At 61.7% G+C, this 18,924-nt stretch carries 14 protein-coding genes; 3 read left to right on the top strand and 11 right to left on the bottom strand.

What is annotated here, in order from left to right; translation table 11 throughout:
- Positions 1 to 34 precede the first annotated feature (34 nt).
- From I2E45_RS05815 to rpmE, 9 genes are all read right to left on the bottom strand, one after another.
- Positions 35 to 2,170 carry a ribonuclease R family protein gene (locus tag I2E45_RS05815; RefSeq protein ID WP_195444916.1) on the bottom strand — a complete coding sequence of 712 codons (2,136 nt, stop codon included), beginning with the start codon at positions 2,168 to 2,170 and terminating at the stop codon, positions 35 to 37.
- 135 nt (positions 2,171 to 2,305) lie between these two features.
- Positions 2,306 to 3,226, bottom strand: coding sequence for a permease-like cell division protein FtsX (gene ftsX / locus I2E45_RS05810; protein ID WP_138340404.1), 921 nt, complete (start codon positions 3,224 to 3,226; stop codon positions 2,306 to 2,308).
- Positions 3,213 to 4,433, bottom strand: coding sequence for a cell division ATP-binding protein FtsE (gene ftsE, locus I2E45_RS05805; RefSeq protein WP_040359244.1), 1,221 nt, complete (start codon positions 4,431 to 4,433; stop codon positions 3,213 to 3,215). The genes ftsX and ftsE overlap by 14 nt, the downstream gene beginning before the upstream one ends.
- A gap of 447 nt (positions 4,434 to 4,880) precedes the next feature.
- Positions 4,881 to 5,822 (bottom strand): transketolase family protein, encoded by a 942-nt coding sequence (locus I2E45_RS05800; protein ID WP_195444914.1) that lies wholly within the window; start codon positions 5,820 to 5,822, stop codon positions 4,881 to 4,883.
- 1 nt (position 5,823) lies between these two features.
- Positions 5,824 to 6,654, bottom strand: coding sequence for a transketolase (locus I2E45_RS05795; protein WP_006235308.1), 831 nt, complete (start codon positions 6,652 to 6,654; stop codon positions 5,824 to 5,826).
- A gap of 207 nt (positions 6,655 to 6,861) precedes the next feature.
- The gene (locus I2E45_RS05790; RefSeq protein ID WP_035137417.1) at positions 6,862 to 7,752 is read right to left on the bottom strand and encodes a YitT family protein; all 891 of its coding nucleotides are present in this window, start codon (positions 7,750 to 7,752) and stop codon (positions 6,862 to 6,864) included.
- Positions 7,753 to 7,919: 167 nt separating this feature from the next.
- Positions 7,920 to 9,068 (bottom strand): peptide chain release factor 2, encoded by a 1,149-nt coding sequence (gene prfB / locus I2E45_RS05785; protein ID WP_117817199.1) that lies wholly within the window; start codon positions 9,066 to 9,068, stop codon positions 7,920 to 7,922.
- Positions 9,068 to 11,875 carry a preprotein translocase subunit SecA gene (secA, locus tag I2E45_RS05780; RefSeq protein ID WP_195444910.1) on the bottom strand — a complete coding sequence of 936 codons (2,808 nt, stop codon included), beginning with the start codon at positions 11,873 to 11,875 and terminating at the stop codon, positions 9,068 to 9,070. The genes prfB and secA overlap by 1 nt, the downstream gene beginning before the upstream one ends.
- A gap of 342 nt (positions 11,876 to 12,217) precedes the next feature.
- Complete coding sequence (gene rpmE, locus I2E45_RS05775; RefSeq protein ID WP_006235303.1) at positions 12,218 to 12,643, bottom strand: 50S ribosomal protein L31; 426 nt, start codon at positions 12,641 to 12,643, stop codon at positions 12,218 to 12,220.
- Positions 12,644 to 12,949: 306 nt separating this feature from the next.
- Here rpmE and I2E45_RS05770 point away from each other — a divergent pair, with 306 nt between their 5' ends.
- The 3 genes from I2E45_RS05770 (at position 12,950) to I2E45_RS05760 (ending at position 15,663) form a co-directional block, all read left to right on the top strand.
- Positions 12,950 to 13,237: an ACT domain-containing protein gene (locus I2E45_RS05770; RefSeq protein WP_006235289.1), complete on the top strand. Its 288-nt coding sequence runs from the start codon at positions 12,950 to 12,952 to the stop codon at positions 13,235 to 13,237.
- 77 nt (positions 13,238 to 13,314) lie between these two features.
- The gene (locus tag I2E45_RS05765; protein WP_195444908.1) at positions 13,315 to 14,733 is read left to right on the top strand and encodes a citrate synthase; all 1,419 of its coding nucleotides are present in this window, start codon (positions 13,315 to 13,317) and stop codon (positions 14,731 to 14,733) included.
- 87 nt (positions 14,734 to 14,820) lie between these two features.
- Positions 14,821 to 15,663 (top strand): Cof-type HAD-IIB family hydrolase, encoded by an 843-nt coding sequence (locus tag I2E45_RS05760; RefSeq protein WP_195444906.1) that lies wholly within the window; start codon positions 14,821 to 14,823, stop codon positions 15,661 to 15,663.
- Between the two features lie 119 nt (positions 15,664 to 15,782).
- Here I2E45_RS05760 and I2E45_RS05755 read toward each other — a convergent pair whose 3' ends face one another.
- Together I2E45_RS05755 and I2E45_RS05750 are read right to left on the bottom strand one after the other, a co-directional pair.
- Entirely contained in the window at positions 15,783 to 16,577 is a 795-nt protein-coding gene (locus tag I2E45_RS05755) for a Cof-type HAD-IIB family hydrolase (RefSeq protein WP_195444904.1), read from the bottom strand.
- 206 nt (positions 16,578 to 16,783) lie between these two features.
- On the bottom strand, positions 16,784 to 18,604 hold the full coding sequence (locus tag I2E45_RS05750; protein ID WP_195444900.1) for an adenine deaminase: 1,821 nt from the start codon (positions 18,602 to 18,604) through the stop codon (positions 16,784 to 16,786).
- Between the last annotated feature and the right edge of the window lie 320 nt (positions 18,605 to 18,924).

Raw genomic sequence — 18,924 nt, 5'->3', positions numbered from 1 at the left:
GCCCTCCGCTCCCCCACCATGAGTCGGGATTTGGCTAATGGATAAGCTTAAAGTCCAAGTGCCCACGCGTGGTATTGACGCGCGAGACCTCGACAATCACGCGCTGCCCCAGCTCGTAACGAGTCCCCGTGTCGGCGCCCGTCAGCGTAAGCGCGTCCTCGTCGAACTCGAACCACTCGTTGCCCAGGCTCTTGATCGAAATCAAGCCTTCGACCTGCGTTAGATCCAAGCGCACAAAGAGGCCCATGCTGCTAACCCACGAGACGGTTCCGGCATAGCGCTCGCCCAGACGGTCCTCATAGTACTGGGCAATCTTGATCTTTTGTGTCGCATGGCTGGCGGCATCTGCCGCGCGCTCGGCATCGCTGCATGCGCGGCAGATCTGCGGCAGAATGCGCGGCAGCGACTCGCGCCCCTTGCCGATCAGCCGCGGCGTACGGACCAAGGCGTCCTTGCCGCCGAGCTGCTCGTAGGCCAACTGCAGTTTGAGCACGCGGTGCACCACCAGATCGGGGTAGCGACGGATGGGACTCGTAAAGTGACAGTAGCACGGCGCGGCGAGCGCAAAGTGGCCCTCGTTGCGCGGCTTGTACAGCGCGCGCTGCATGCTGCGCAGAAGCAGCATGTTGACGAGCGGTGCGTTGGCCGTACCGGCGGCAGCATCGACTGCGGCCTGCAGCTCATCGGGACTCCCCAGGGCAATACCGGCAGCACGGCGATCGTCGATGATGCCTAGCTGCGCCAGCGCAACGGCGGCACCGTGCAGGCTATCGGGGCTCGGATCCTCATGCACGCGATAGCAGGCCTCGATATCACGGTCCGCCAGCCACTCTGCAACGCACTCGTTGGCGAGCAGCATGGCTTCCTCGATAAGCGACGTGGCACACGAACGCTCACGCGCCACAATCTGCACGGGCACTCCGCCCTCATCCAATAGAGCGCGAATCTCGGCCGTGTCAAAATCGACTGAGCCGCGGGCGCGACGAATACGACGGCGGAGTTCGGCGAGTTCGTTGGCGGCGACAAGGAAATCGCCGAGGTCGATGTTGTAGCCGCGGGCGGTCTCCTCGCACGCAAGACCGCGCTCAAGCGCTTCCTCGCGCGAGGCCTCGGCAGCCGCAACATCCTCGGCCGCACCCTCCAGCACCGAATACTCAACCGCACCGGCACGCACCAGCAGCGCCTCGGCGCCGTCATAGTCCATACGCACACGCGAGCGAATCACGCTGGGGTACGGATCGTAATGCCGCACGCGACCCCGCTCATCGAGCTCGATATCGACGGTAAACGCAAGACGGTCCTCGTCAGGGCGAAGCGAGCACAGGTCACAGGACAGGCGTTCGGGCAGCATGGGAAGCACGCGATCGGCCAGATACACCGATGTCGTACGATGGCGAGCCTCAAGATCGATATGCCCGTCCCAAGCCACATAGTGTGAAACGTCGGCGATATGCACACCCAGCTTGTAGCCACCCTCGGGCGTGCGCTCCAGCGAAATGGCATCGTCAAAGTCGCGCGCGTCGACCGGGTCGATCGTGATGACAAAGCGGTCGCGCAGATCGCGGCGGAGCGGGTCCTTAAGCGCCGCGGACACATCGAGCGAAAGCCCCTCGGCCTCGTCTAGCGCGGTCTCGGGATAGCCATCGGTATAGCCGTAACGCGCCATCACATATTGAACGCCCAAATCGGGCGCGTCATCTCCGCCAATGCGGCGTTCGATCGTCACGGTGCCCGATTCCAGGCGCGTCGGGTAGGTCAAAATGCGCGCGACAACGGCATCACCCGGGTGGACACCCAGACGATCCGCCGAGGTATCCTCGGGCAAAATGAAGAAGTCGGCCTTCAAGCGCGAATCGAGCGGCTCGATCACACCGAGCGGACCGGCGGTCTGGTACGTACCCACCACGCTTATGGCTGCGCGCTCAACTACGCCCTCGATCACGGCGCGACGCTCGCCATGCGGGCTATTCTTAATGCTCACGGCAACGGTATCGCCGTCCATGATCTCACGCTTGCCGCGACCCATGACCTTGTAGTCGCCATTCTCGGTTATGACATAGGCACTGTGCTCATGGAGCTGCACGCGCCCGGTCAGGCTCGGACGGCGTTCGCTGCGCACCGGCCCGCGCTTATTGCGAGCTCCACGCTTATGCTTGTTATTGCGCCCCATGGCGCCTCCTAACTATCGATTGCGAACTCCAAAGAGTCTACCCAAATGATTCGCTTTCCTGCCGTCCCCTAGGGATCAAAAAACGGGCCGCCCCATAAGAGACGACCCGTTGGAAGGGATGAATTCCAGGCATGCCTACACGCGCAGGTAGCGACGCATGGCGATGGCAGAACCAAAGAGGCCGATAATCACGCCGACCAGAATCAGCGCAGCATAGGTCACCAGGTAGTACTGCATCGGCAGGGCAAACGACATCCAGCCGATGCTCTCCTGCAAACGCGGAATCATCAGATTGCGCAGCAGCTCCAGAACGCCGATGGAAAGCAGCGAGCCCAAAATGGCCTGCAGTACGCCCTCGGTGATAAACGGGCCACGAATGAAGCCGTTGCTGGCGCCGACCAGACGCATAATCGCAATCTCACGACGACGCGCCGTAATGGACAGGCGAATCGTGTTGTTGATGAAGATGAATGCGATAAAGGTCAGAAGGCCAACGAGCACCACGGCGGCGATGCGGATGTAGTTGGTCACCTGGAACAGGCGGCTCACTTCCTCCTGGCCGTACAGCACGCTCGCGTTGACGTCGCCGTCATCCGCGATCTTCTGGAAATCGGCATCCTTCTTGAGCTTCTTGGCCGTGCTCTCGACCTGAGACGGATCGTCCATCTCAATCGCAAACGAGGCGGGCAGCGGGTTCTGGCCGTCGAGCGCGCTCATGGTGGCGTCGGCGTTACCCGACATCTTGCTCGTGTACTCGGCCAGCGCGTCGTCCTTATCCTTATAGGTCACGGACTTGACGTTGCTCCACGTCTTGAGCTCGGCCTCAAAGGCCTGGATGTCTGCCTGATCGGCGTCATCGCTAATGAACGCGTTGATGACAACCTGATCCTCGACGGTGCCGATCACGGAGTTCAGCATCGCGGAGCCCATGATGAACAGGCCGATGATAAACAGCGAAAGGAAGATCGTGATGACGGCGCCGAGCGAGGTAGTCCAGTTACGGAAGAAGTGGCTGATTGCCTCTTTGAAGGAGTAGCCCACGTTAGTTGGTGCCATAGTTGCCGTAACCTCCCCTCTCCTGGTCGCGGATAACGTGGCCGCCCTCGAGGGCGATCACGCGACGGTGCATGCTATCGACCATCTCGCGGTCGTGCGTGGCGACGATCACGGTGGTGCCGGTGCGGTTAATACGCTCGAGCAGCTTCATGATTCCCAGCGAGATCGCCGGGTCGAGGTTGCCCGTCGGCTCGTCGCAGATCAGCAGCGGCGGACGGTTGACCATAGCGCGGGCGACGGCAACGCGCTGCTGCTCGCCACCGGAAAGCTGGTCGGGCAGCGAGTCCATCTGATCGGCCAGACCGACCAGACGCAGCACCTCGGGCACCTGGCTGCGAATGACGCCCTTGGGCTTGCCGATGCACTGCAGGGCAAACGCCACGTTTTCGTAGGCGGTTTTTTGCGGCAGAAGCTTAAAGTCCTGGAACACGGCGCCAATCTGGCGGCGCAGGAACGGAACCTTGCGGTTCTTGATCTTCATGAGGTCCTGACCGGCAACCAGGATGCGACCGCTCGTCGGCTTGACGTCACGGTTGAGCGTCGACAGCAGCGTGGTCTTACCCGAGCCGGAGTGACCGACCAGGAAGACGAACTCGCCCGGATAGATCTCGATGTTGATGTCGTCGAGTGCAGGCTTGTTGGGCTGTGCCGGATAGATCTTGGTGACATGCTCCATAAGGATGACGGGCTCGACACCGGCCTGCTTGGCCATCTTCTTGCGGCTGGCCTGGGGATCGATGGGCGCAAACACCGACGTAAAATCGGGGTTGTTGAGCGCGTTATCGAGGCTTGCGACCTCGGCGGCCTGATCGCTCTCGACCACCGGGGCAGCAGGCTGCGTGGGGTCGGGAATAGCGGCAAAGAGACCGGACTGCGCAGGCTGAGGAGCCGGCGTCGCAGGGGCCATGGGGTCGGGAATGCCGGCCATGGTAGGCTGCGGCGTGGCGGCGCCAGCCTGAGGCTGCTCCACGCGAGCGGTCACGGCCTGAACGGGCTCAAAACCCGCCGCGCCGGAAAGCGCGACATCGCTGGTTGGATTGTAGGCAAAGGGATCGGATGCCGGCTGTGCCTGATCTGCCGGCTGAGCGGGGGCCTGAGCAACAGGCTGGCCCTCTGAATCCGGAGTGGCGAAACGACTGCCCTGGACGCCTGCCTGCGTCTTGGGGGCATCATCGCCCGCACCGGAGGTACGGAAGTGGTTACCCACTGGTGCTCCTTATCGTCGTGCGTTTAAACTACATGAGCGCTTAGTATTTTAGCAGCATTAGCTTTGCTGCACATAAGAAGCATGGCGTGCTTAGGGATCCCGTCGGCCGGGCACAGGGTTACTCTCCAAATCGTCCTCGGACATGTCGGAGCCCCCGCTGCGCGCTTCGCGCGGCGGGGGCTCCTCCGTCCTGCGGAAAGATTTGGAGAGTAACCCTGTGCCCGGCCTGCGGTAACTAAGGGGTCGCTGCGTTTTATTTGGGTGCAGCAGCGCTATGCTTGGCGGCTGAATTGCACTTGGCTGGGATGGGCCCGTTTCCCAGAGGAAGCCCTTGCTTGGTGCGGGCCTGTTTTGTTTGTTGCCGAAAAAACAGGGGCGTCCTCTTTGGGGACGCCCCTGTTCTGGCTTGTATGTGGTTGTTGAGGCGATACTTTGCCTCGTCTTGTCCTAGGCCAAGAACTCTTTGGTGGTCGTCACGATGTTGGCGGCGTCCAGGCCGTACTTGTGTAGGAGCTCGGCGCCCGGGCCGGACTCACCGAAGGTGTCGTTGACGCCGATCTTCTTGAGCGGCGTCGGGCACTGCTCGCACAGGACGTCGGCAACGGCGCTGCCCAGGCCACCGATCACAGAGTGCTCCTCGACGGTCACGACGTGGCCGGTCTTGGTGGCGCTCTTGACAATCAGGTCGGCATCGATGGGCTTGATGGTGTGCATGTTGATGACCTCGGCGTCGATGCCCTCGGCAGCGAGCTGCTCGGCGGCCTCGAGAGCCTCGCCGACCATCAGGCCGCAGGCGATGATGGTCACATCGGCGCCCTCGCGCATGACAATACCCTTACCCAACTCGAACTTGTAGGTCTCGGGGTCGTTAATAACCGGCGAGGCCAAGCGGGCGAAACGCATGTACACCGGACCGTCGCACTCGTAGGCGGCGCGCGTCACCGCGCGGGCCTCGACGTCGTCGGCAGGAACGATCACAGTCATGCCAGGGATGACGCGCATCAGGGCGATATCCTCGCAGCACTGGTGCGTGGCGCCGTCCTCGCCCACCGAGATACCGGCGTGCGTGGCACCAATCTTAACGTTGAGGTGCGGGTAGCCGATGGAGTTACGGACCTGCTCAAAAGCGCGGCCGGCGGCGAACATGGCAAAGGTGCTCGCGAAGGCGACGCGACCGGTGGTCGCGATACCGGCGGCGACGCCCATCAGGTTGCTCTCGGCAATGCCCACATCGAAGAAACGATCGGGGCAGGCGGCCTTGAACTTGCCGGTCTGCGTGGCGGCGGCCAGGTCGGCGTCGAGGACCACAAAGTCATCGTGCTCGTTGGCGAGCTCGACGAGGGCCTCGCCGTAGCTTACGCGCGTGGCGATTTTCTTGACGTCTGCCATCCTAGAGCTCCTCTCCGGCGGCCGTGAGCTCTGCCATGGCCTGCTCAAACTGTTCATCGTTGGGGGCCTTGCCGTGCCAACCAACCTGGTTCTCCATAAAGGAAACGCCCTTGCCCTTCATGGTCTCGGCGATAATGGCGGTCGGCTGCCCCTTGGTGGCGCGAGCCTCGGCAAAGGCGGCGCGGATCTGGTCGAAGTCGTTGCCGTCGGCGAGCTCCACCACATGGAACTTGAAGGCGCGGAACTTGTCGGCGAGCGGCATGGGGTCGTTGACCTCCTCGACGGGACCGTCGATCTGCAGGCCGTTGTGGTCGACGATCACGCAGAGGTTGTCGAGCTGCTGGTTGCCGGCAAACATGGCGGCCTCCCAGACCTGGCCCTCCTCACTCTCGCCATCGCCCAGCAGGGCGTACGTGCGATAAGTATCGCCCCAGTGCTTGGCGGCAACGGCCATGCCCACGGCGGCGGAAATGCCCTGGCCGAGCGAGCCGGTGGACATGTCGACGCCCGGGGTGTCGTTCATGTTGGGGTGGCCCTGCAGGTGGCTGCCGATATGGCGCAGCGTCTCGAGGTCCTCCTTGGGGAAGAACCCACGCTCGGCGAGCACGGCGTACAGGCCCGGAGCGCAATGGCCCTTGGAGAGCACAAAACGATCGCGGTCGGCCTTGCGGGGATCGGCCGGGTCGACGTTCATTTCCTCAAAGTACAGATAGGTCATGATGTCGGCAGCGCCGAGCGAACCGCCCGGATGGCCGGACTTGGCAGCGTGCACGCCGGTGACGATGCCCTTCCTTACCTCGTTGGCAACCTTTTTGAGCTCTTCGTCGCTCATTGTGCCTTCCTTTCATCCTCATTAGACAAAATGCGCACGGCACCGAAGGTAATCCCAACACAGCCGCAATGCACGTACGTCATTCATTATGCTGGAAACTGATGGCTTTACCAGAGTTTTTATCATTATTTGAACAATTTAGCAGGCAGAACCGCTGATGAAACGGTTTATCAATGTGAACGTCTTTTGGATGGAACGCGGTCGACCCTACGCGCTAATGTCCTTGAATCCCTCGCCGAAGGCTTCCGTAACGTCAGCGACCGTCACAATGGCGTGAGGATCGCGCTCGCGCACGATGGTCTTGAGGGTATTGAGCTCTCGACGGCTCACGATGACCATAATCACTGGCTTCTCGGCACCCGAATACATGCCAGTCGCCTTAAACTTGGTACAACCACGACCCAGGCCATACATGATATCGGCAGCGATATCAGGGAACTTGTCCGAAATGATGAGTACCATACGGCGCTTGTTGCCACCATCGACCACGGCATCGATCACGTAGCCGCTAATGACCATCGAAAGGCCTGCATATAGTGCGTTTTCGATTGAAAAGACCGGAGCCGACAGCGCGCATACGGCAACATCGATTGCCATGACGGTCGAGCCCACCGGCAGCGAGGTGTTACGCGAGATGATTTGGCCAATCGTGTCCGAGCCGCCGGTGTTGGCGCCGGCGCGCAACACCATGCCGTAACCGATGCCCGTAATAATACCGCCCCACATAGCGGGAAGCATCAGGTCCGCATCCGCCAGAGGTGCTACAAACGGGGCGAACAGATCGGTAAAGAAGCCCAGCAGCACAAAGCCCGTCGCGGTCTGCACCACGTAGAACATGCCGCCCTCGCGCATAACGACCAGCAGCAGCAAGGCGTTCATCACGATCGTCTGAATACCAACGGGAAGCGATAGGCCGCGCGATGCACCGACCGCCTGGATAATGGTGGCAAGGCCCGTAACGCCACCGGCAGCAAGGCCGTTGGGAATCAAAAACAGGTCGGTCGCGATGGCGGCCAAGGCACACCCCAACATGATCTGGGGCAGATCGTGAAAGAAGTTCATCGAAAGAATGCGCTTGATGTCCAGACGATATGCCATGCTGCCTCCCTCAAAAAAGCGCACCCAAACGGATGCGCTTTGAACTTCTTCTTGTATTCGATTCTACCGATTCGCCGGACAAAAACCACCCCTGCGCAGGGTTTGTTTTGGATACAAAACCACCCTGCTCGGAGGGTTTTAATCCATTTCCACATAAACCGGGCGGTTTATGCAGATGGGGTCTCCGCGTCAGCGTTGCCGGTGGCCCAGCGATGGTAGCCAATAACAAACGGGTCCAGGTCGCCATCGTCAAGAACGGCCTCGACGTTGCTGGTCTCCACGCCCGTACGCAGGTCCTTGACCATCTGATACGGGTAGAGCACGTAGCTGCGAATCTGGTTACCAAACCCGATCGTGGTCTTGGGCCCGCGGATCTCATCGAGCGCCTCGGCGCGCTTCTCGAGCTCAATCTCGTACAGGCGAGCCTTGAGGATCTGCATGCACGCGGCCTTGTTCTGGATCTGGCTGCGCTCGTTTTGGCAGGTGACCACAATGCCGCTGGGAAAATGCGTCACGCGCACGGCGGAGTCGGTGGTGTTGACGCCCTGACCGCCCGGGCCGCTCGCGTGGTACACGTCCACGCGGATGTCATCGGGGCTGATCTCGATGTCGATATCATCGGGTAGCACGGGGATGACCTCGACGCCGGCAAACGTGGTCTGGCGGCGCTTCTTGTCGTCGGTGGGGCTAATGCGCACCAAGCGGTGGACGCCGGCCTCGGCGCGCAGCATGCCGAATGCGTCCTTGCCCTCGACGGTAAAGGTAGCGCGGTCGATGCCGATGACCTCGGCCGCGGGACAGTCGTTGATGGTGACCTTCCAGCCGCGACGCTGGCAGTACTTCATGTACATCTTAAAGAGCATGAAGGTCCAGTCCTGGGCCTCCAGACCACCCTGTCCGGGCTTGATGGTCACAATGGCATCGCCGTGATCGAACTCACCGGTAAACCAGCTCGAAAGCTCAAGCTCGTCGATGGCACGGGCAAGGCGCTCAGCCGTGGCTGTAGCCTCCTCGCGAAGGGCGACGGCGTCGGGGTCATCCCCCATCTCCTCGGCAAGCTCCAGCGCGGCGCGGGCATCGGAAAGCTCGCCGCGCGCGGTGTCCACGGCAGCGATATCTTCCTTGGTGCGCGCGATCTCCTCCATGGTGGCACGGGCAGCGTCGGCATCATCCCAAAAGCCGGGGGCCACGCTTTTAGCCTCGAGCTCAGTCACGCGCGTGCGCTTTTCGTCCAAATGGAGATACGACTCGACCTCGCCGAGCCGGTCCGCAAACGCGTCCAGCTCGGCGGGCGTTACCTCTAAAGCCTCAGCCATTAACGATTCCTGCCGTGGCAGTACTTAAACTTCTTGCCGCTACCGCAGGGGCACGGGTCGTTGCGGCCCACGTTGACGTACGGATCGTCGCTCTCGGACTTGCGATAGGTGGTCACCTTGCCACCGTTGTTGACGGCAGCCGGTCCGCCTTGGACAGCCGTGCGGGCCTGCACCTGCGCCTGCTTGCGCAGCACCGAGTCGCCGTTGTCGCCATCGACCTCGGCGGGACCGGAGAAGTGCGCACCCTCGAGCGCGGGCTCCTCCTTGTGCTCCACGGCACGCGGGGCAGCCTTGATCTCGATGCGCAGAACCGTGCGCAGGTAATCCTCGTACATGGTGTCGACGAGCATCTGGAACGCGCCGTAGGCCTCGGTCTTGTACTCGACCAGCGGGTCGCGCTGGCCAAAGCCGCGCAGGCCGATGCCGGTCTTGAGGTAGTCCATCTCCTGCAGGTAGTTCATCCAGCGGGTATCGATGACGCGCAGCATAACCTGGGTGTTGAGCTCGCGCATCAGGTCCTCGCCCAAGCGCTCGGCCTTCATGTTGTAGCACTTCTCTACGTAAGCCAGGACATCGGCAGCCAGGGCCTCATAATCCTCGTCGGGGAACTTCGGCGTATCGATGTGGCCGGTGAGCTCCACAACCCACTTGCGCAGGCCCTCCAGGTCGCGCTCACCATCGTGACTGTCCTTGGTGCAGAACTCCTGCACGCAGCGGTACACGGTATCGTGCATGACCTCGGTGATGTGGTCGGTCAGATCCTTGCCGTCCAGAATCTTATTGCGCTCGGCGTAGATGACCTGGCGCTGCTTGTTCATGACGTCGTCGTACTCAAGGACGCTCTTACGCATGGAGAAGTTGATGCTCTCGACCTTGTGCTGGGCGCTCTCGACGGCCTTGGAGATGATCTTGTGCTGGATGGGCATGTCGTCGCCCATGTCGGCCGTAACCATCATCTTGGAGACGCGGTCCATCTTGTCGCCACCGAACAGGCGCATGAGGTCGTCCTCGAGCGACAGGTAGAACTGGGTCTCGCCCGGATCGCCCTGACGGCCGGAACGGCCACGCAGCTGGTTGTCGATGCGGCGGGACTCATGGCGCTCGGTGCCGATAACGGTCAGGCCGCCGGCGGCAAGCACGCGCTCGCGCTCGGCCTTGCAGGTCTCCTTGGCTTCGGCGTTAAACTGCTCGAGCTGCTCGGGCGTCACGTCCTCCATGGTCAGGCCCTCGTACTCCAGGCGCTCGCGCACCAGCTCGTCGGGGTTGCCGCCCAGCAGGATGTCGGTACCACGACCGGCCATGTTGGTGGCGATGGTCACGGCGCCGTAGCGTCCGGCCTGGGCAACGATGTGGGCCTCGCGCTCGTGATGCTTAGCGTTGAGGACCTCGTGCGCGATGCCGCGCTTGGTAAGGGCGGCGGACAGCTTCTCGGAGCTCTCGATGGAGACGGTGCCCACCAGGACCGGCTGGCCCTTGGCGTGACGCTGCTCGACATCGTCGGCGACGGCATTGTACTTGGCCTGGATGGTGCGGTACACCAGGTCCTCGTGGTCCACGCGCTGCACAGGCTTGTTGGAGGGGATGACCTCGACGGGCAGCTTGTAGATCTCGCGGAACTCGGCATCCTCGGTAAGTGCCGTACCGGTCATGCCGGAGAGCTTGTCATACAGACGGAAGTAGTTCTGCAGGGTGATGGTGGCCAGCGTCTGATTCTCCTCGCGCACGAGCACGCCCTCTTTGGCCTCGATGGCCTGGTGCAGGCCCTCGGAGTAACGGCGGCCTTCCATAATGCGGCCGGTGAACTCGTCGACGATCTTGACCTCGCCGTTGGTGACCACGTACTGCTTGTCGCGGTGGAACATGTACTGGGCCTTCAGCGCCTGCTGCAGGTGGTTGACAAGCTGGCCGGAGAGATCGGCGTAGATGTCCTCGATACCCAGGCGGCGCTCGATCTTCTTAAGACCGCGCTCGGTGGCGGCGATGGTGTGCTTGGCCTCGTCCATGACGTAGTCACCCGTGGGCTCCACGTCCTCGGTGGCGGTGAGCATGTCGTGCGACACGTCCTCGCCGCGCTCAAGGCCACGCACGGCACGCGCGAAGTCCTTGTAGGTACTGGCGGACTTGGTGCCAGCGCCCGAGATGATCAGCGGGGTGCGGGCCTCATCGATCAGGATGGAGTCGACCTCGTCGACGATGGCGTAATGGTGGCCGCGCTGTACGCGCTGCTCGGGGCGGGTGACCATGTTGTCGCGCAGGTAGTCGAAACCGAACTCGGAGTTGGTGCCGTAGGTGACGTCTGCCTGGTAGGCCGGACGCTTGAGCTCGAGCGGCATGTTGTTCTGGAGCAGACCGACGGTCATTCCCAGGTACTTGTAGATGCGGCCCATCCACTCGGAGTCGCGCTTTGCCAGGTAATCGTTGACGGTAACGACATGCACGCCCTTGCCGGCGATAGCGTTGAGGTAGCCGGCCAAGGTGGAGACAAGGGTCTTGCCCTCGCCGGTCTTCATCTCGGCGATATGCCCCTCGTGCAGTGCCATGGCGCCAATGAGCTGCACGTCAAAGTGACGCATGCCCGTGATGCGCTTGGAAGCCTCACGCACGGTGGCAAAAGCCTCGGGGAGCATATCGTCGAGCGACTCGCCGTTGGCGTAACGCTCACGGAACTTATCGGTCTGGGCGCGGAGCTCTTCCTCGGTCATCTTCTCAAACTGGGGCTCAAGACCGTTGATCTGATCGACGATCTTGTAGTAGCGCTTAAGGTCCTTATCGGATCCAAAGGACAGCAGCTTTGACATGAATCCCATGTGGTTTTCCTTTTTGGCCATCGCCCGCGCCATGCAGCCTCGGGCGAGTTAAACACAGATAATTGTACTTTAGCCAAACGGGGCGCAGCCTATGCGGTCGACCTCGACCGCCACGTAATAACTACGACCAACCTGCCAAAAAGGGACAGGTTTATTTTGGCAGGTTTTATCTGGGCAAACGACGTATCCCCTGCCATTTGGTGCAAAGAAACCTGACCCCCATGCACCAACTTGGTGCCGCGGGGTCAGGTTGGTTTGCACCAATAAAAAGAAAAGGGCCGCGCACCCAAACGGATGCACGGCCCTTATGCCATGAATGCGAGCGATTCCGCGGCGAGCTATTTACTCAGCAGCCTCGGTGGTCTCGGCCTCAGCAGCGGCCTCCTCGACGGGAGCCTCTGCGGGAGCCTCGGCGGCCTGCTTGGCAGCCTCCTCGGCGAACTTAGCAGCACGCTTAGCCTTCTCGGCAGCCTTAGCCTCAGCGGCGGCCTTGCGAGCGGCCTCGGCCTCAGCAGCCTTGGCGGCCTTGGCAGCCTTGGCCTCCTCAGCCTTCTTGAGCTGGGCGGCAGCGGCGCCACCGAACTTGTCGGCGAAGCGCTGGACGCGTCCACCGGTGTCGACGAACTTCTGCTGGCCGGTGTAGAACGGGTGGCACTCGTTGCAAAGCTCGACCTTCATCTCGGACACGGTAGCGTGCGTCTTGAAGGTGTTGCCGCAGGAGCACGTCACCGTGCACTCGACATACTGGGGATGGATACCCTGCTTCATGGTAGGACTCCTTATTAGTCAGGCGCTGGTTACCGATCAGCGCATAAGGCGTCTTGGTTTCCGACCAAGACAACAAACTTAGTTATGTTACCACGGCACCGCACGTCTCACAAAAGGTTCACGGTCTTTGTGCAATGCGATATGCCCAACCTCAGCGAGCACGCACCCCATCGAACCTTCATCCATGTTGCAGACGTGTAACGCCGCAGCAAGCACACCCCTTTTGGCGCCAGACAGGTACAATGATGAACACTGTACCGTAGCGGAGCGCCCCGCGCGCGCCGCAATCACGCGAAAGGGTTTCCCATGGCCGAGATCTCGTCCTCCCGTATCGTCATCACCGTCCTTGGCAAGAACCGCCCCGGCATCGTCGCCGGCGTCACCCGCGTTCTGGGCGAGGCCAACGTCGACATCCGCGACATCACGCAGTCCATTATCGAGGACATCTTCACCATGACCATGCTGGCCGATACCGCCGAGTCCAAGCTCGACTTCGCCGAGCTGCAGAAGGCGCTGGCCGAGGCCGGCGAGCTTTCGGGCGTCAACGTGTCCATCCAGCGCGAGGACGTCTTCAACTTTATGTACCGCCTGTAGCGAGCAAGCCGCTGGGGATAGCCTGACGCGCGCATGCCCATGCAAGTCACCCCGATGCGGCCCGGAGAGGAGCGCGCATGGCCTACGACGCCAAGAAAATCTATTACCGCTTCGACGACCACTTGAGCCGCCTGGTTCTGGATTACGAAGCAAGCCGCCAGATTTCGCCTGAGAGCGAAAGCCTCTACCACGGCCTGCCGACCGACCCTTATGACGAGGGCCTGTTTGTTGAGCACAATGTCAAGCGCGGCCTGCGCAATGCCGACGGCTCGGGCGTGGTCGCGGGCCTCACTCGCATCTCGGATGTGCACGGCTACAACAAGGTCGACGGAAAGGTCGTGCCCGATCAGGGCAAGCTCACGCTTCGCGGCTACAGCATCGAAGACCTGGTCAACAATGCCCAGGCCGAGAATCGCTACGGCTACGAGGAAGTCGCCTATCTGCTTATCACGGGTTCGCTGCCCAACAAGGAAGAGCTCGACGGCTTTTGCGAGCGCCTGGGCGCCTTTAGACATCTGAGCGACGAGTACGTCAAAGAGTTCCCTATGACCACGGTGTCGTCGAGCATCATGAACGTGCTCCAGCGCGCCGTGCTGCTGCTCTACGCCTTCGATGCCGAACCAGACGTGATCACGCCCGAGCACGAAATCGACGTCGCCATTTCCATGCTCGCACGTCTCCCGCGCATCGCCGCCTTCGCACACATGGCCTCGGTCGCCAAGCTTCGCGGCTCCGAGGTTCACGTGCCGCACCCCACGCCCGGCCTCTCCACCGCCGAGACCATCCTACAGGTCCTGCGCGGCGGCATGGCGTTCACCCGCGATGAGGCGATGCTGCTCGACGTTATGCTCATGCTGCATGCCGAGCACGGCGGCGGCAACAACTCCACCTTCGCTTGCCGCGTGCTGTCGTCTTCGGCCACCGACCCGTATTCCGCCTACGCCGCGGCTATCGGCTCGCTCAAGGGCCCGCGCCACGGCGGCGCCAATGCCAAGGTCGTGTCTATGCACGAGGACATCCGCGCGCATGTCTCCAACTGGGAGGACGAGGACGAGGTCGCGGCCTACCTGGGCAAGATCCTCGACAAGCAGGCCTTCGACGGCACGGGCCTCATCTACGGCATGGGCCACGCCGTCTATACGCTCAGCGACCCGCGCGCCGAGGTCTGCCGCCGTTACGCGCGCTCACTGGCAGCCAAGAAGGACTTGGGCGAAGAGTTCGCACTCATCGAGCGTATCGAGCGCCTGGCACCCCAGGTCATGCGCGACCACGGCATGACCAAGCCCATCTGCGCCAACATCGACCTGTACACGGGCTTTATCTACAAGATGCTCGGCGTGCCCGAGACGCTCTTTACGCCGCTATTCGCCGTCGCCCGCATGGCCGGCTGGTCGGCGCACCGCATGGAAGAGCTCTTCTGTGCGCACCGCATCATCCGCCCCGCCTACCGCCCGGTGATCGAGCCGCTGGAGTACAAGCCACTCGCCGACCGCTAGGACGCGGACCGTTATAGAACTCGAGCGTGGCCAGGGCATCGCCGCCTTCGGCCACGCTTTTTATGCCAGTAGAAAGGGCTGCATCAAATGATTGTGTTTTCCGATATGGACGGAACGCTGCTGACGAGTGATAAGCAGATGAGCGACGCCACCTGGGCAATGCTCGACGAACTCGCTCGACGTGGGATTGAGTTTGTGCCCTGCACGGGGCGCCCGCTGTCAGGCATCTTTGAGCCCATCCTCGCCCACCCCGCCGTACACTACGCGGTCTGCGCCAACGGCGCCAGCGTCTGGCAGCTCGACGAGGATACGCCCACCGACGCCTCGCGCGCCACGTGCATCTTGAGCCGTCCGCTCGACCGTGGTATTGCCCACCGCATCCATCGCATTGCCGCCGGCCACGATGTGACCTTCGATATCTTCGCGGATGGGCAGTGCTTCCTCCCCCGCTCGTTATACGGGCGTCTGGATGAGTTCTGTGGCGGCGACCCCCACATCGCGGCTTCGCTCAAGCGCACACGAACACCGATCGACATGGATATCGACAGCAAGATCGACGAGGTCGAGACGCTCGAACGCATCGCCATGTACTGGCACGACCCGGCCGATCGCGACGCCATCGCAGCAGAGCTCGACACGCTCGGAGGCATTGAGGTCACGCGTTCGTACGCCATGAATATCGAGGTCATGGGTGAGGGCGCCACCAAGGGGACGGCCCTCACGTGGTTATGCGAGCACCTGGGCGAGCGTCTCGCCGACGCCTGGGCGTTCGGCGACAACATCAACGACATCCCCATGCTACAGGCAGCGGGCCACGGCATGGCCATGATCAACGCCGAGCCCGAAGATCGCGAGGCCGCCGACGCCATCACCGAATACGACAACGACCACGACGGCGTCGCCCGCACCATCATGGCCGCCCTCGCCTAGTCATTGATCAATCATTGGGGACATTCTTAAACGACTAGTCACTGGGGACACTCTTCGCAAAAAGCTGCAAGGACTGTCCCCCCACTGTCGGCAGAAAAGGAACGTCCCCATCTGCCGGATTAGGAGAGACTCTCCAGCACGCGACGGAGCTCATGCTGAACGGCGTGGTCGCGGTTGCAGCCTACGACGCGATCGGCCACCGCCTTGAGCGCGGGGCGCGCATTTTCCATCGCGCAGCCCGTGCCGACAAAGCGAATGATCTCGTAGTCGTTCATCGAGTCGCCAAACGCCATGACCTCGTCGCGTTCGACGCCATAGTGCTCCATGAGCTGCTCGATTCCCGAGGCCTTCGACACACCAGGCTGCATGGCATCGATCCATGCGTTTCCAGAAGGCGCAAAGGTAAAAAGCTGGCCAAGCTCGCGCTGCAGTACGTAGGCACTGTCCATAACGGCACAGTCATCGCAAAAGATACTCGCCTTGATGATATTTACGCTGGGATCGGGCAGCTCCCAAATGCGCTCGGCATTGGGAAGGTCCTTATCGACCTCACGCACGAACTTGCACTCGTCATCGAGCAAGAAGGACTTGGTTCGGTCAAAGAGCGCAAGATGCAGATTGGGAAACGTCCTGACGGCTTGGGCGAGCCTTCGAATCGCCAGGTGCGAATACACCTCACGGTCTACCATCTTACCGTCGGCGTAGACTTGGGCGCCGTTAGCGGCAACAAAGTCCATCTTGTCGCGAACGGGCGCAAAGAACTCACACAGGCGATCGTAGCGACGACCTGACGATGCGGCGAAATGCACGCCATGCTCGTGTAGCGCCAGAATCAATTCGTAGGTCTCGGGAGGCACCTGGCCGTTTTCGTCAAGCAGTGTGCCGTCCATATCGGATGCAATCAGTTTAAACATAGAAAAGCTCCCTTCGGGCTTGTTGGAATCGAACGTGTATCCGATTCCAACGTACCCAAAGGGAGCTCAAATAAGACTCCGCGGGCGCAAACGTTTCAAGGACCTGGCAAATAGCTCACACATGCCAGAGGTCCTACGGTCGCGGCGTCAGGCAGCCCGCCAAAGAGTGTCCCCGACGACTAGTCGTTTAAGAACGTCCCCGATGACTAGTCGGCATAGGTGAAGGTTGTAACGTCGAACATGCCCTCGGGGCGGATGCGGAGCGTCGGGATGACCGGCAGGGGCAGGAAGATAATGCCCATGATGGGGTCGAGCGGCGGCTCAATACCCATGGCGCGCGCCTTGATCATAAAGTCGTCGTGCTGCGCGGCAACGTCCTCGGCCGTGCCCTCGCTCATAAGGCCACCGAGCGCCAGCGGAATGCGCGCCACGACCTCGCCGTTGCGCACCAGCACGTGGCCGCCCTGGCCCACGGCCTCAACGGCAGCCATCATATCCGCCGCATTGTCGCCCACCACGCACACGTTGTGCGAGTCGTGGCCGATCGTGGAGGCAATGGCACCACCGGTGATGGTGAAACCGCGCACCCAGCCGCGACCGATATGCTTGCCGACCAGGCCCAGGCCAGCGGGGCCGTCGCCATCGGCGCCCTCGGCCTGCAGCGACACGCCGCGGCCGTGACGCTCGATCAGCATAATGCGGCGCAGACCCTCGGCACTCTCGGGGCGAGCCACGCCCGTGATGGCCTTACCCGGTACCACGTCAATCACGGCCTCGCCCGGCTTAAAGGCATAGTCGAATACGTCGAGCGAAAGCTTCGGCAGCTTAACGGAGGCGCGCAGCTCATCGGCAAGGGCTGCAACCTCGGCCATCTCGGGTGCAATCTCGCCCACAAAGGTGCCATCCTGCGCCACCAGGGCACCGGCGGCATAAACACGATGCGGAGCCGTGGCAAACGTCAGGTCATCGAGCAGCAGCAGATCGGCGCGTTTGCCCGGGGCGATTGCGCCGCGGAGCTCGTGCGGGTCGCGGCAGCCGTGGTCCAGGCCAAATGCCTCAGCCGTGGAAAGGGACGCCATGGAGATAGCGACCACCGGGTCGACGCCGGCCTCGATGGCCACGCGGCAGGCGTTGTCGATCATGCCGGTCGAAAGCGCATCGGAGGGAGCGCGGTCGTCGGTCGCAAAGCAGCAGCGGCGGGCGCGCGCGGGATTCTCCAGCAGCATCGGCGATAGATTGGCCAGGTCATGGCTGCACGTACCTTCACGCAGCATCACATACATGCCGCGAGATAGCTTGTCGAGTGCCTCCTCGGGAATCGTCGACTCGTGGTCGGCGATAATGCCCGCTGCGGCATAGGCATTGAGGTCCTTACCGGCAACGAGCGGCGCGTGGCCGTCAACCTGCTTGGACGGCGTCTGGTTGGCAGCATCGATGCGAGCACAGGTCTCGGGGTCGGCCATAAAGACGCCCGGCAGGTTCATCATTTCGCCCAGACCAAAGACATCGCCTGGATGCTCGGCAAAAAACGCCTGCATATCGGCAGCCGAAATAACGGCACCGGCCTGCTCGTCGGGCAGCGCGGGCACGCACGAAGGCATCATGTACTTGATGGAGATGGGCGCGCGGCGACCATCCTCGATCATAAAGCGCAAGCCGTCGAGACCGGCAACATTGGCAATCTCGTGGCTGTCGGCAATGGCGGTGGTAGTACCGCGCGTCGCGGCCATGCGAGCATACTCGGCGGGACGGATGTTCGAAGACTCGATATGCAGATGCCCGTCAATAAAACCGGGAGCGAGATAGCGACCCTGGCAGTCGATGACCTCAGTTGTCTCATAGGTGCCAGCGGCATCGTCGCGACCATCGTAGAGCACGCCGACGATCACACCGTCCTTGACGGCAACGCTACCGGGCGCCACGCGCTGGCCATACACGTCGACAATCTGTGCATTGGTAAACAGCGTGTCGACGGGCACGCGCCCCTCGGCAGCATCGATCACAGACCTCATGACCTCAACGGACATACATACTCCTTTAACCGTAGAAAAAAGCTGCGGAGCGGACAGGCCTTCACCGCAGCAAACCAATAGCCATTGTATGCCCAAACGATGGGTCAACAATACGCCTCTCCGCTTAACGGCACACGCCACTTGGTGCAATGGGGACTGCCGCTGAGCACCAATGACTACTCGACGACTACTAACTGCCGTCCCGACAACAAAAACGCCGATGTTTTGGCATCGCCAGACACTATGACCCAATCCGAGGGCACTAAAAAGATAGGAGCCCCCGCTCGTGACCGCGGGTCGGGGCTGCGACAATGATGTTGAAGTGCCATAGGCGC

The organism is Collinsella aerofaciens (assembly GCF_015555045.1).
GTDB lineage: Bacteria > Actinomycetota > Coriobacteriia > Coriobacteriales > Coriobacteriaceae > Collinsella > Collinsella aerofaciens_W.
The sequence above is the reverse complement of the archived record's forward strand: the minus strand, read 5'-3'. Positions and strand labels throughout refer to the sequence as shown.

Coding starts and splice junctions, on each gene's coding strand:
- I2E45_RS05815 (WP_195444916.1), bottom strand. CDS start 2,170: ATGGGGCGCAATAACAAGCATAAGCGTGGAGCTCGCAATAAGCGCGGG.
- ftsX (WP_138340404.1), bottom strand. CDS start 3,226: ATGGCACCAACTAACGTGGGCTACTCCTTCAAAGAGGCAATCAGCCAC.
- I2E45_RS05800 (WP_195444914.1), bottom strand. CDS start 5,822: ATGGCAGACGTCAAGAAAATCGCCACGCGCGTAAGCTACGGCGAGGCC.
- I2E45_RS05795 (WP_006235308.1), bottom strand. CDS start 6,654: ATGAGCGACGAAGAGCTCAAAAAGGTTGCCAACGAGGTAAGGAAGGGC.
- I2E45_RS05790 (WP_035137417.1), bottom strand. CDS start 7,752: ATGGCATATCGTCTGGACATCAAGCGCATTCTTTCGATGAACTTCTTT.
- prfB (WP_117817199.1), bottom strand. CDS start 9,068: ATGGCTGAGGCTTTAGAGGTAACGCCCGCCGAGCTGGACGCGTTTGCG.
- secA (WP_195444910.1), bottom strand. CDS start 11,875: ATGGGATTCATGTCAAAGCTGCTGTCCTTTGGATCCGATAAGGACCTT.
- rpmE (WP_006235303.1), bottom strand. CDS start 12,643: ATGAAGCAGGGTATCCATCCCCAGTATGTCGAGTGCACGGTGACGTGC.
- I2E45_RS05770 (WP_006235289.1), top strand. CDS start 12,950: ATGGCCGAGATCTCGTCCTCCCGTATCGTCATCACCGTCCTTGGCAAG.
- I2E45_RS05765 (WP_195444908.1), top strand. CDS start 13,315: ATGGCCTACGACGCCAAGAAAATCTATTACCGCTTCGACGACCACTTG.
- I2E45_RS05760 (WP_195444906.1), top strand. CDS start 14,821: ATGATTGTGTTTTCCGATATGGACGGAACGCTGCTGACGAGTGATAAG.
- I2E45_RS05755 (WP_195444904.1), bottom strand. CDS start 16,577: ATGTTTAAACTGATTGCATCCGATATGGACGGCACACTGCTTGACGAA.
- I2E45_RS05750 (WP_195444900.1), bottom strand. CDS start 18,604: ATGTCCGTTGAGGTCATGAGGTCTGTGATCGATGCTGCCGAGGGGCGC.